Raw genomic sequence first — 12982 nt, 5'->3', positions numbered from 1 at the left:
CCGAAGCGAATCAAGCAAGATCGGCCAGCAGCCCCATGTCGGAGATGATCGCCTGCGCCGCCCGCAACGTCGGCACAGCTTGCACCGCGCCGCTGCCTTCGCCCAACCGCAGCCCGAGGTCGAGGATCGGTTCCAGCCCGAGCGCCTTGAGCGCGTACGCCTGCGAAGGCTCCGTCGAGCGGTGCCCGGCCAGCCACCAGTGCACGGCGTCCGGCGCGATTTCCCGTGCCACCAACGCCGCCGCACCCGAGAACACGCCATCCAGCAACACCGGCACACCGCGCGCCGCGCCCTGCACCAGGAACCCGGCCGTCGCGGCTGCGCAGGCGCTGCCCAGCGCGGTGAGCACCGCGAACGGGTCGGAGCCGCGCGGCCGCGCGAGAGCGCGCTCGACCACCGAGACCTTGCGCGCCCGGCCGGCCTCGTCCACACCGGTCCCGGTGCCGACGACCTCCTCGGCAGGCACGCCGAGGATCGCGGCGACCAGCGCGGCGGCGACCGTGGTGTTGCCGATGCCCATGTCACCCGGGATCAGCAGGTCGGCCCCGGCGGAGATCTCCGCGTTCGCGACCAGCCGGCCCGCGTCGAAGGCGCGTTCGGCCTCGCCCGGCTCCAGCGCGTCGGTGAAGTCGATCGAGCCGGAGCCGCGGCGGATCTTGTAGGTCCGCACGTCCTCGGGCACGTCGGCCAGTTCGTCGTCCACCGCGATGTCCAGCACGCGCACCTTGGCGCCGACCTGCCGGGCCAGCACGTTGACCCCGCTCTTGCCCGCCAGGAACACCCGGACCATCGCGGCGGTGATCTCGCGCGGATACGCCGAGACGCCGGACACCCCGTGGTCCCCGGCGAACACCACCACCCGCACGTCGTCCAGCGGGCGCGGCGGGACCATGCCGTGCGCGGCGCTCAGCCACGCGGCCAGCTCTTCCAGCCTGCCGAGCGCGCCCAGCGGTTTGACCAGCGCGTCCAGCCTGGTCAGCGCCTCCTCGCGGGCTTGGGAGTCGGGAAGCGGAATGTCGATCACAGCAGGGCCCTTTCGCCGAGATGCAGTACGCGCCCGGCCACCACGAGCTGGACGCTGTCCGATTCCGCGGCGACCCGGTTGTTGAGCGCCCCCAGCACATCACGAAACACGCGTCCGGACACCGTCGCGGGCACCACACCCATCCCGACCTCGTTGGTCACCGCGACGATCGGGACGTGCGCGGCGCGCCACGCGTCGAGGAAATCCTCCATGCGCTCGTCGAGGCGCAGCTCCCAGCCCTCGGCCTGGTCCCAGGCGCCGACCTCGCCCAGCACCCGGCTCACCCAGGTCCCGAGACAGTCGATGAGCAGCGGTCTGGATGCTTTGCGCACTGTCGCGGCCAGGTCCGTGGCCTCGACGGTGCGCCAGTTCGCCGGGCGGCGGGCGCGGTGCTGGGCGATCCGGGCCGCCCATTCCGGATCGTCGTCGGTGGCCGGATACCCGGGCGCCACGTACACGACCTCGGGGTGGGCGGTCATCAGCCGCTCGGCGTGGCGCGACTTGCCCGAGCGCACCCCGCCCAGGATGAGCACCTTGTCCTCGTCGCGCCCGAACCGGCGGAGCAGCCGGGCGGCGGCCTCGAGCGAGGTGGCGAGCCGCTGGGTCAGCTTGGTCATACCCGGCATTCTCGTGCAAGCACTACCGTCACGTTCGTGGTGGATGCAAGATCGTTGACCGCGCTGGGTCTCGCCGCCGGCTACGCCCTGGATACGGCACTCGGCGACCCCCGGCGCGGGCATCCGGTGGCCGCCTTCGGGCGCGCGGCCGGTGCACTGGAGCGCCGCATGTGGGCCGACTCGCGGCCCCGGGGCGCCGCGTACGCTGCCGCCTGCGTTGGGGCTGCTGTCGGCCTCGGCGCTGTCGCGCAGGCGGCAGCTCGCAAGCCCTTCGCGCGCTTCGTGGTCACGGCGCTCGCCACGTGGGCTGTGCTCGGTGGTCGCGGTCTCGCCCGAGAAGGGGAGGTGATGGCCGAATTCCTCGAAGCGGACGATCTGCCCGCCGCTCGCCGTCGGCTGGCGCATCTGTGCGGACGCGACGCGACGAAGCTGGACACGAAGGAACTCGCCAGGGCGGCGACGGAATCCATCGCCGAGAACACCTCCGACGCCGTCGTCGCGCCGCTGGTGTGGGGCGCGATCGCCGGGGTACCGGGGCTGCTCGGCTACCGCGCGCTCAACACGCTCGACGCGATGGTCGGGCATCGCTCGGCCCGGTATGAGCGGTTCGGCTGGGCCGCCGCGCGCGCGGACGATCTCGCCAACCTCGTACCCGCCCGGCTCGCCGCGCTCGCCGCGACGCTGCTCGGCGGGCACCCCGGCCGGACCTGGCGGGTGTGGCGCCGGGACGCGGCCAAGCATCCGAGCCCGAACGCCGGACCGGTGGAAGCCGCGTTCGCCGGTGCGCTGGACATCCGACTCGGCGGCGTCAACACCTACGGCGGCGTGACCGAGGACCGCGGCACCCTCGGCGACGGCCGCACGCCGGAGCCGGCGGACCTGCGCCGTTCGGTGCGGTTGTCGAAGCTCGTCGGGCTCGCCGCGCTGGCCGTGGCGGTGACGCGATGAGCCTGCTGATCGCCGGGACCACTTCGGACGCGGGCAAAAGCCTTGTCACCGCCGGAATCTGCCGCTGGCTCGCGCGGCAGGGGATCCGCGTGGCGCCATTCAAGGCACAGAACATGTCGAACAACTCGATGGTCTGCGCCGACGGCGCCGAGATCGGGCGCGCGCAGTGGCTGCAGGCGATCGCGGCCGGGGTCGAGCCGGAGGCGGCGATGAACCCCGTGTTGCTCAAACCCGGCAGCGACCACCGCTCGCACATCGTCGCACTCGGCAAACCGTTCGGCACCCTCGAAGCCGGTGAGTACGCGAGCGGCCGGAAAGCCTTGGCGCAACTGGCTTTCGACACCTTCGCCGAACTCCGCACCCGGTTCGACGTGGTGGTGTGCGAGGGCGCGGGCAGCCCGGCGGAGATCAACCTGCGGGCCGGGGACTACGTCAACATGGGGCTGGCGCGGCGATTCGACCTGCCGGTGCTGGTCGTCGGCGACATCGACCGCGGCGGGGTGCTGGCCGCGATGTATGGCACGAAAGCCTTGCTGGAGCCCGAGGATCAGGCGCTGCTGGCGGGCTGGATCGTCAACAAGTTCCGCGGCGACCTCGGGCTGCTGCGGCCGGGGCTGGACCGGATCGCGGAGCTGACTGACCGACCCGTGCTTGGGGTGCTGCCGTGGCTCGACGGGGTGTGGATCGACTCGGAAGACGCGCTCGCCGCGGCGGGCTGGGCGCGGGAGCCGCAGCGTGGCTCGTTGCGGGTCGCCGTCGTGCGCTTTCCCCGCGCCTCCAACGCGACGGACGTGGACGCACTCGCCGCCGAGCCGGGCGTGACGGTGAGCCTGACCGCGGAGCCGGATGTGGTGCGCACCAGCGACATCGTGGTGCTGCCTGGCACCCGCGCCACCGTCGACGACCTGGGCTGGCTGCGTTCGCGCGGGCTGGCAGGCGCACTCGCCGAACGAGCGGCGGCGGGCCGGCCGGTGCTCGGGATCTGCGGCGGATATCAAATGCTGGCAAGGGAAATCCACGACGAGGTGGAATCCGGCGCTGGTTCGGCGGACGGGCTGGGGCTGTTGCCGACCACTGTGTCGTTCGCGCCGGAAAAGGTGCTCGGCCGTCCGGTCGGTCAGTGGCGCGGGCACGAGGTGCAGGCGTACGAGATCCACCACGGCGTGGCCACGGCGCACGCCGACGCGGAGCCGTTCCTCGACGGGTGGCGCGTGGGTTCGGTGTGGGGCACCACCTGGCACGGCACGCTCGACAACGACGGGTTCCGCCGCGCCTGGCTCGCCGAAGCGGCGGCACAGGCCGGCGCGGAATGGTCGCCCAGCCCCGGGGCGCCGGGCTTCGCGAGCCTGCGGGAGTCCATGTTGGACAGACTGGCCGACGCGATCGACGAGCACCTGGACACGGCTCTGTTGCTACGGCTGGCTCAGGCCTGAATGACCTCGACCCCTTCCATTTCGAAGGCCTGCACCAGGCTCTCGTTCGCCGCTGTGTCGGTGACCAGCGTGTGCACGTCCATCGTCGCGCTGATCCGGGCGAAGGCGTAGGCGCCGAGCTTCGAACTGTCGGCCACGACCACCACCTGCCGGGCGCGCGAGGCCAGCAACCGGTTCACGCTCGCCTCCGCTTCGTGGTGGGCGTACAGGCCGCGCAACGGATCCACCGCGTCCACCCCGAGGAACGCGAGGTCGAGGCTCACCTCGTGCAGGATCAGCTCGGCCAGCGGCCCGGTCAGCTCGAACGACCGGGTGCGCGCGACGCCGCCGGTGGTGACGATCTTGATGCTCTGCCGCACGGTCAGCTCGTGCGCCACGTTCAGCGCGTTCGTGACCACGGTCAGTGCGGGCGCGCTGTCGGTGTTGTTGAACTCGGGCCGGGTGGCGATCGCGCGGCTCACCTCGGTGGCGGTGGTGCCGCCGTTGAGCCCGACGACCATCCCGCGTCGCACCAGCTTCGCGGCGGCCTCGCCGATTCTTTGTTTCTCGGCGGAATGCGAGGCTGCCTTGTGCCGCAACGGGAGGTCATAAGCCACATTTCCGGCGACCGCACCACCTCTGGTGCGGGTCAGCAATTGCCTGCCGGCAAGGTGGTCGAGGTCGCGTCGAATCGTCGCGGGGGAAACCCGCAGTTCCTTCGCCGTTTCCTCGACGTCGATCCTGGCCCGTTGCCCGACCATTTCGAGCAACGTGTTCAGGCGTTCATGTCGATCCACGCCTAACTACTACCTGCTTTCCCGGCGAGAAGGAAATCGGTGGCCGGACAGCCCACCGGGGATCACTCGGCGGGACTGTTGGCTTTTTGCTCACAATGCCCGCAGGAAGGCAATCGACGGCATGAAGAAGTATTCGCCGCCCTTCAGCGTGACCGCCTGCGGCACCGGATCGGCGACCGTTACGCCGCTGCGGCCCCATTCCGGTGCATAACCCGACTCCGTGCGCCTGCCCTGGCCGATCACCGGATCCAGCCCAGGCTGCGAGCCGTCCGCGGTGATCGGGAAGCCGGTGTTGTTGGCCCACAGGCGCTGGGTGAACTCGAACTGGTTACCGAGATTGCTGTTGAATGCCATGAAAAGCAGGCCGACGCCGGCGGTCGGGCGCAGAATCGGCGGCAGGTCGGTGCCCGGGTCGTCCAGGCGCCTGCCGTAGGTCTGCCCGCGCCGCGCCATCAGGTGCAGGCGCTCCCGCTCCGGTGGCTCGGCCCCGCCCGAACCACGCGGGTTCGTTTTGCGGATGTGGGCCTGGAACGGGCATTTCTGGGCCAGCTTGTCGCTGTCGTAACTGAAATCGTTCTCCACCGGGTGATGCGAACCCGCCGCGCGCTGTGAAACCAACGGGGTACCGTCCTCGAAACGCCCGATCAGCATCGCGCCTGCGCGTTCCTGGTCCTCGCCTTTCAGTTCCAGTTCGCGGGCCAGCTCTTTCTCCGCCTGTTTGAAAAGGCGAACGTTCTGTTCCAGTTTCCGGAAAACGAAATAGCTGCCAAAATGCACGGCGGGGTCCGGGGCCGCGGAATCGGGGACGAGCACCTGGCTCAATGGGGTGGCCGGATCCCACTCGTTGATACCGTCGGTGGTGTCGCGCTCGTTGTCGATGTCCTCGGTGAGGAACAGCGGCTGACTGCGACCGTCGACATAACCGAAATGCTCGATCCCGTCACCGTTTTCGTTGGTCATCCCGCGCCCGGTCTCCTCGCCGACCACCGTGACCGACCCCGGCCGCAACGCGTCGATCTCGGCCCGTTTGGCGCGTACCGGCGCCTGGTGCGCGTCCCCGATCAGCAGGACCGCGTCGATCGTCTGCCGGTACGGCTCCTCCCACTCCGGCACCGGCGGATCGGTAAGGTTCTCGACAGCGCCCTTCGCCCCGCCGAGGAACGAACCATCGGCGGGCCCGCTCGCGATCCCGAGCGTCGCGTACCCATGCGCGGTCAGCCCGAGGCCGACGTACGGTGTGCCACCGGACCGGGCCGTCTTGAATGCCTCGATCTCTTCGAGGTGGGCCTTCGCGGATTTCATCACCCCCGCGACGGCCTTCAGGAACACACGCGCTTCGCCGGCGTCGCCGAAGGCCAGGAACAGGACCTGGAGATGGTCCCGGACATGGGCTTTCAGGATGTTCGGCTGTAGCTGGTCGAGCATGTCGACGGCGTCGCCGGTCGCGGTCCGCCAGCTCAGCGGATTGGACAGGTCAACGGGCATGCCAAGCCCCTCCTCGTATCTGCGTCGAGGCGTCCCCAGTTGTTCTTCTCGCGCCTCGGAAGTAAGGACCGGCCTCGCGCGGATAAATGCATCCAGAGACGTTTTTCACCCGAACGTCGCAGCGACATACCGGCACAAACCGGACAACACACGGTCAGTGTTTGATCTTGATCGGTTCGCATCACCATCCGCCTAACCGCCGCCCGGCAACGCACCCCGACACACCCCCACGCACACACCCCGCCACCGAACCGATCCCCAGCGCCCCGTCGAACACTGCGCGATCGGGGCGGGGGTGGGGTCACAGAGCGCGCTCTGCGCGCGGCCGTTGCCGTTGCCACGCAAGGGCAAAGCGATTCCAGCCCCGCAGGCGACGGCATGACCGCCCACTCACCGTGCAAAACGAAAAAAGACGCCCGCACGGCGTCGTTGCCGTGCGGGCGCCCAGTCCTCGTGCGCCCGCGTTACGCGAGTGGGCGGTCGGTCGGGGCGATCGGCGCCGGGAGCAGTTTGCGGTCCGGCACCAGGAAGCGGTCCACCGCGGCAGCCGCCGAGCGGCCTTCCGCGATCGCCCAGACGATGAGCGACTGGCCGCGGCCCATGTCTCCGGCCACGAACACGTTGTCCACGCTCGTCTTGAAGTCCTTGTCCCGAGCGACATTCCCGCGCTGGTCCAGGTCCACGGCCAGCTCGGTGAGCAGGCCCTCGCGCTGCGGGCCGACGAAACCCATCGCCAGCAACACCAGCTGCGCCGGCAGCTCCTGCTCGGTGCCCTCGACGGGGACGAATTTCCCGCCCTCACTGCGCACCTCGACCAGCCGCAGCGCGCGCAGGTTCCCGTCGTCGTCGGCGACGAACTCTTGGGTGTTCACCGAGTAAAGCCGCTCGCCGCCCTCTTCGTGCGCGGACGAGACCCGGTAGATCATCGGGTAAGTCGGCCACGGGTGCGCGTCCGAACGGGACTCCGGCGGCCTCGGCATGATCTCCAGCTGCGTCACCGAAGCGGCGCCCTGGCGGTGGGCCGTGCCGACGCAGTCCGCGCCGGTGTCACCACCGCCGATGACCACGACGTGCTTGCCCTCGGCGCTGATCGGCGTCTCGTCCAGGGTGCCCGCGGCGACGCGGTTGGCCAGCGGCAGGAACTCCATCGCCTGGTACACGCCGGTGGTCTCGCGCCCGTCGATCGGCAGGTCGCGCCACGCGGTCGCGCCGCCGGCCAGCACCACCGCATCAAAGGACTCACGCAGCTCGGCCGCGGTCACGTCGACGCCGACGTTCACCCCGGCGCGGAACTCGGTGCCCTCGGCCTCCATCTGCTCGATCCGGCGGTCCAGCCGCCATTTTTCCATTTTGAACGCCGGAATCCCGTACCGCAGCAGCCCGCCGATCGCGTCCGCCCGCTCGAACACGACCACGTCGTGCCCGGCGCGGGTCAGCTGCTGCGCGGCGGCCAGCCCGGACGGGCCCGAACCGACGACGGCGACCTTCTTGCCGGTCTTCGTCTTCGGCGGCTGCGGGGTGACCCAGCCTTCCTCCCACGCGCGGTCGATGATCGAGATCTCGACCCGCTTGATGGTGACCGGATCGTCGTTGATCCCGAGCACACAAGCGGTTTCACACGGGGCGGGGCACAGCGTCCCGGTGAACTCCGGGAAGTTGTTCGTCGCGTGCAGCCGCTCGCTCGCGTCCTGCCAGTCCTGGCTCCACACCAGTGTGTTCCACTCGGGGATCAGGTTCCCCAGCGGACAACCCTGATGACAGAACGGGATGCCGCAGTCCATACAGCGCCCGGCCTGCTTCTCCAGCTTCGTGGAGGCGAAGTCCTCGTAGACCTCACGCCAGTCCCGGATCCGGATGTCGACCGGGCGGCTCTTCGGCGTTTCCCGGCTGGTGGTCAGAAAGCCCTTGGGGTCAGCCATGAGCGGCCTCCATGATCGCCTCGTTCACGTCGCGGCCGTCGCGTTCGGCCGCGGCCTGTGCCTGCAGAACCCGCTTGTAGTCCTTCGGCATGACCTTGCCGAACCGCTCCACGGCGACGTCCCAGTCGGCCAGCAGCGCATGTGCGACAGCGGATTCCGTTTCCACGTAATGCCTTTCCACCGCGTCACGGAGGAACTCGGTGTCCTCGTCGTCGAGTGGGTCCAGGTCGACCATCTCGCGGTTGACCCGCAGCGGAGTCAGGTCGAGCACGTAGGCGACACCGCCGGACATGCCCGCGGCGAAGTTCCGCCCGATCCCGCCGAGCACCACCACCCGGCCGCCGGTCATGTACTCGCAGCCGTGGTCGCCGACGCCCTCGACGACGGCCAGCGCGCCCGAGTTGCGCACGCAGAACCGCTCGCCGACCTTGCCGCGCAAGAAGATCTCGCCCGCGGTCGCGCCGTAGCCGATCACGTTGCCGGCGATGATGTGCTCCTCCGCGGCGAACTGCGACTCCTTCGGCGGCCGCACGATGATCCGCCCGCCGGAGAGGCCCTTGCCGACGTAGTCGTTGCCGTCGCCGATGAGCCGCAACGTGATACCGCGCGGCACGAACGCGCCGAACGACTGGCCCGCGGTGCCGGTGAAGGTCACGTCGATCGTGTCGTCGGGCAGGCCCTCGCCGCCCCACTTCTTGGTCAGCTCCGAGCCGAGCATGGTGCCGACGGTCCGGTTGACGTTGCGCACCGGCAGTTCCAGCTTCACCCGGTCACCCGAGGACAGCGCGCCCTCGGCCAGCTGGATGAGCGTGTTGTCGAGCGCCTTGTCCAGCCCGTGGTCCTGCGCCACGATCTGGTGCCGGGCCGCGCGCGGCGCCAGTTCGGGCACGTGGAAGACCGGCGCCAGGTCGAGCCCGGCGGCCTTCCAGTGCTGGATCGCGCGCCGCTTGTCCAGCAGCTCGGCGTGCCCGACCGCCTCGGCGATCGACCGGAAACCCAGCTGTGCCAAGTACTCCCGCACCTCTTGGGCGATGAACTCGAAGAAGTTCACGACGTATTCGGCCTTGCCGCTGAACTTCTCGCGCAGCTTCGGGTTCTGCGTCGCCACGCCCACCGGGCAGGTGTCGAGGTGACAGACCCGCATCATGATGCAGCCCGACACCACCAGCGGCGCGGTGGCGAAGCCGAACTCCTCGGCGCCCAGCAGCGCGGCGATCATCACGTCACGGCCGGTCTTGAGCTGACCGTCTGTCTGCACGACGATCCGGTCCCGCAACCTGTTGGCCAGCAACGTCTGCTGCGTCTCGGCCAGGCCCAGCTCCCACGGGCCACCGGCGTGCTTGATCGAGGACAGCGGCGAAGCACCCGTGCCGCCGTCGTGCCCGGAGATGAGCACGACGTCCGCGTGCGCCTTGGACACCCCGGCCGCGACCGTGCCGACGCCGACCTCGGACACCAGCTTCACGTGGATACGGGCGGCCGGGTTGGCGTTCTTCAGGTCGTGAATGAGCTGAGCCAGGTCTTCGATCGAGTAGATGTCGTGGTGCGGCGGCGGGGAAATCAGCCCGACGCCCGGCGTGGAGAACCGCGTCTTCGCGATCCACGGATACACCTTCGCACCGGGCAGCTGCCCGCCTTCGCCGGGCTTCGCGCCCTGCGCCATCTTGATCTGGATGTCGTCGGCGTTGACCAGGTACTCGCTCGTCACGCCGAACCGGCCGCTCGCGACCTGCTTCACCGCGGAGCGGCGCTCGGGGTCGTAGAGCCGCTCGGGATCCTCGCCACCCTCGCCGGTGTTGGACTTGCCGCCAAGGCGGTTCATCGCGATGGCCAGGGTCTGGTGCATCTCCATCGAGATCGAGCCGTAGGAGATGGCGCCGGTGGCGAACCGCTTGACGATCTCGGAGACCGGTTCGACCTCCTCGATCGGGACCGGCTGGCGCTCGCCCTCCTTGAAGTCGAAGAGCCCGCGCAGGGTCATCAGCTTCTCGGCCTGGTCGTTGACCGCCTGGGTGTACTCCTTGAAGATCTCGTACTTCCCCGACCGCGTGGAGTGCTGCAGCTTGAACACGGTCTGCGGGTTGAACAGGTGCGGCTCGCCTTCGCGCCGCCACTGGTAGTCCGCGCCGGTCTCCAGCTCGCGGTGGCTGGGCCGCATCTCGTCGCGCGGGAACGCGAGCGTGTGCCGCTGCCCGACCTCGTCGGCCAGCGTCTCGAACCCGACCCCGCCGAGGCGCGAAGTGGTGCCCGCGAAGCAGGTGTCGATGACTTCCGCGCCGAGCCCGATCGCCTCGAAGATCTGCGCGCCGGTGTAGGAGGCCACTGTGGACACTCCCATCTTCGACATCGTCTTGCGCACGCCCTTGCCCAGCGCCTTGATCAGGTTCCGGGTGGCCAGCTTCGGCGTGATGCCGGGAATCCGGCCCTGCTGGGCCATTTCCTCGACGGTCGCCATCGCCAGATACGGGTTGACCGCCGCGACGCCGTAGCCGATCAGCAGCGCGATGTGGTGCACCTCGCGGGCGTCACCGGCTTCCACGATGAGGCCGACCTGGGTGCGGGTCTTCTGCCGCACGAGGTGGTGGTGCACCGCGCCGGTCAGCAGCAGCGACGGAATCGCCGCGTGGTTGGCGTCCACCCCGCGGTCGGACAGCACGATCAGCCGCGCCCCGTCCTCGATGGCTTCGGACACCTCGGAGCAGATCTCGTCGAGGCGCTGCACCAGCGCCTTGCCGCCGCCACGCACGTCGTAGCGGCCGAGCACGGTGACCGCCTGGAACTCGGGCAGGTCGCCATCGTCGTTGATGTGCACGAGCTTGGCCAGCTCGTCGTTGTCCAGCACCGGGAACGGCAGCACGATCTTGCGGCAGTGCGCCGGCCCGGCCTCCAGCAGGTTCGGCTCGGCGCCGAGCTGGGTGCCCAGCGAGGTGACCAGTTCCTCGCGGATGGCGTCCAGTGGCGGGTTGGTCACCTGCGCGAACAGCTGCGTGAAGTAGTCGAAGATCTGCCGCGGCTTGCTCGACAGCGGCGCCAGCGGCGAGTCGTTGCCCATCGAACCGATCGGCTCCGCGCCGTTGCGGGCCATCGGTTCCAGCAGGGTTTCCAGCTCTTCCTGGGTGTAGCCGAAGGCCTGCTGCCGGCGCACCAGCGACGCGTGCGTCGGCACCTCGCGGTCGCGCTCCGGGAGTTCTTCCAGGTGCACCAGGCCGTTCGCGGTCCACTCGCCGTACGGGTGCTCCGCGGCGAGGCCGCCCTTGATCTCCTCGTCGTCGATGATCCGCCCGGCGGCGGTGTCCACGAGGAACATCCGGCCCGGCTCCAGCCTGCCCTTGCGCACGATGCTCGCCGGGTCCAGCTCCAGCACGCCGACCTCACTGGCGAGCACGACGAGGCCGTCCTCGGTGACCCAGTAGCGGGCGGGGCGCAGGCCGTTGCGGTCGAGCACCGCGCCGATCTGGGTGCCGTCGGTGAAGGACACCAGCGCGGGCCCGTCCCACGGCTCCATCAGCGCGGAGTGGAACTCGTAGAAGGCCCGCCGCTGCGGGTCCATCTCCTCGTGGTTCTCCCAGGCCTCGGGGATCATCATCAGCACCGCGTGCGGCAGGCTGCGGCCGCCGAGGTGCAGCAGCTCCAGCACTTCGTCGAACGTGGCCGAGTCGCTCGCCCCGCGCGTGATGACCGGGTAGATCCGCTTGAGGTCACCGGGAATCAGGTCGGTGGCGAGCATCGACTCGCGCGCGTCCATCCAGTTCCGGTTGCCGCGCAGGGTGTTGATCTCCCCATTGTGCGCCACGTACCGGTACGGGTGCGCCAGCGGCCAGGACGGGAAGGTGTTGGTGGAGAACCGGGAGTGCACCAGGCCGATGGCGCTGGTCACCCGCTCGTCGGTCAGGTCCGGGAAGAAGCGCTCCACCTGCGGCTCGGTGAGCATTCCTTTGTAGACGATCGTGCGGGCGGAAAGGCTGGGGAAGTACACGCCTTCCGGCTCCAGCGCGTGTTCGGCGCGCTTGCGCACGCAGAAGGCGGCGCGCTCCAGCGCGAGATCGGTGACGCCTTCTTCGCGCGAGGCAACGAAGAGCTGGGTGAAATGCGGCATGACCGACTTCGCGGTCGGGCCGACGTGTTCGGGGTCGATGGGCAGTTCGCGCCAGCCGAGGACCTTCATGCCCTCTTCGGCCGCGATGCCCTCGATCGCGCTCATCGCCCGGCCACGCGCGGTTTCGTCGGTCGGCAGGAAAGCCGTGCCCACGGCGTATGAACCAGCTTCAGGCAGCGTGAAATCCACGACCTCGCGGTAGAACGCGTCCGGGATCTGGATCAGGATGCCGGCGCCGTCCCCGGTGTCCGGCTCGGCTCCTCTCGCACCCCGATGCTCGAGATTTCGCAGCGCGACCAGTGCCTTACGCACGATCTCATGGTCTCGCCGCCCGGCGAGATCGGCGACGAAGGCGACGCCACAGGCGTCGTGTTCGTATTGTGCGTCGTACAAGCCTGCCGGCTTGCTCGTGCTGTGGCGGGTCACGGCTGGCCGCCTCCTTGGGCGTTCGGCGGCCAGGGTTCACCCGATCGTGCAGGCCTTGGAGAGCCTGGCTAACACGGTTGTCCCGGGCCGCGATGGTCAGTCGAGAGGAAAGTGGCGAGGTGTGCTGCCATTGGGCAGCTGCCATCGCCCGGCCGCACGTCACTGGGTGGCCGTTCGAGCTGTACGTCGTTTGGGCGTTTTTTCGGTTTTCCGGCCGGCTTGGCGCTCGAAGTGGTGGGAGCGCCGCCACGGCGTGGT

General features: G+C 69.5%; 8 protein-coding genes. 2 read left to right on the top strand and 6 right to left on the bottom strand.

Features of this window, described 5'->3' with window-relative positions; all coding sequences use genetic code 11:
• Window positions 1-10: 10 nt before the first annotated feature.
• Window positions 11-1024 (bottom strand): nicotinate-nucleotide--dimethylbenzimidazole phosphoribosyltransferase, encoded by a 1014-nt coding sequence (gene cobT, locus VHD82_RS26990; protein ID WP_325709828.1) that lies wholly within the window; start codon window positions 1022-1024, stop codon window positions 11-13.
• Window positions 1021-1641: a bifunctional adenosylcobinamide kinase/adenosylcobinamide-phosphate guanylyltransferase gene (cobU, locus tag VHD82_RS26985; RefSeq protein WP_325709825.1), complete on the bottom strand. Its 621-nt coding sequence runs from the start codon at window positions 1639-1641 to the stop codon at window positions 1021-1023. The genes cobT and cobU overlap by 4 nt, the downstream gene beginning before the upstream one ends.
• Window positions 1642-1677: 36 nt before the next feature.
• Here cobU and VHD82_RS26980 point away from each other — a divergent pair, with 36 nt between their 5' ends.
• Together VHD82_RS26980 and VHD82_RS26975 are read left to right on the top strand one after the other, a co-directional pair.
• Window positions 1678-2589, top strand: a complete 912-nt coding sequence (locus VHD82_RS26980; RefSeq protein ID WP_325709822.1) for a cobalamin biosynthesis protein — start codon at window positions 1678-1680, stop codon at window positions 2587-2589.
• Window positions 2586-4022, top strand: coding sequence for a cobyric acid synthase (locus VHD82_RS26975; protein WP_325709819.1), 1437 nt, complete (start codon window positions 2586-2588; stop codon window positions 4020-4022). The genes VHD82_RS26980 and VHD82_RS26975 overlap by 4 nt, the downstream gene beginning before the upstream one ends.
• On the opposite strand, the gene VHD82_RS26970 is transcribed toward VHD82_RS26975, so the two are convergent.
• The 4 genes from VHD82_RS26970 to gltB all read right to left on the bottom strand — a co-directional run bounded on the left by VHD82_RS26970 (window position 4013) and on the right by gltB (window position 12724).
• Window positions 4013-4798, bottom strand: coding sequence for a DeoR/GlpR family DNA-binding transcription regulator (locus VHD82_RS26970; RefSeq protein WP_325709816.1), 786 nt, complete (start codon window positions 4796-4798; stop codon window positions 4013-4015). The genes VHD82_RS26975 and VHD82_RS26970 overlap by 10 nt on opposite strands.
• A 90-nt stretch (window positions 4799-4888) precedes the next feature.
• The gene (locus tag VHD82_RS26965) at window positions 4889-6283 is read right to left on the bottom strand and encodes a Dyp-type peroxidase (protein WP_325709813.1); all 1395 of its coding nucleotides are present in this window, start codon (window positions 6281-6283) and stop codon (window positions 4889-4891) included.
• Window positions 6284-6747: 464 nt separating this feature from the next.
• Window positions 6748-8202: a glutamate synthase subunit beta gene (locus VHD82_RS26960; protein ID WP_325709810.1), complete on the bottom strand. Its 1455-nt coding sequence runs from the start codon at window positions 8200-8202 to the stop codon at window positions 6748-6750.
• Window positions 8195-12724 (bottom strand): glutamate synthase large subunit, encoded by a 4530-nt coding sequence (gene gltB / locus VHD82_RS26955; RefSeq protein ID WP_325709807.1) that lies wholly within the window; start codon window positions 12722-12724, stop codon window positions 8195-8197. Before gltB ends, VHD82_RS26960 begins: the two co-directional genes overlap by 8 nt.
• Between the last annotated feature and the right edge of the window lie 258 nt (window positions 12725-12982).

The organism is Amycolatopsis sp. (genome assembly GCF_035546795.1).
GTDB lineage: Bacteria > Actinomycetota > Actinomycetes > Mycobacteriales > Pseudonocardiaceae > Amycolatopsis_E.
Note: the sequence above shows the minus strand (reverse complement) of the source record. Positions and strands in the feature narration are given on the sequence as shown.

Excerpts from the sequence above, each read along its gene's own strand:
- VHD82_RS26975 (WP_325709819.1), top strand. The coding sequence starts at position 2,586 with ATGAGCCTGCTGATCGCCGGGACCACTTCGGACGCGGGCAAAAGCCTT.
- cobU (WP_325709825.1), bottom strand. The coding sequence starts at position 1,641 with ATGACCAAGCTGACCCAGCGGCTCGCCACCTCGCTCGAGGCCGCCGCC.
- VHD82_RS26965 (WP_325709813.1), bottom strand. The coding sequence starts at position 6,283 with ATGCCCGTTGACCTGTCCAATCCGCTGAGCTGGCGGACCGCGACCGGC.
- VHD82_RS26960 (WP_325709810.1), bottom strand. The coding sequence starts at position 8,202 with ATGGCTGACCCCAAGGGCTTTCTGACCACCAGCCGGGAAACGCCGAAG.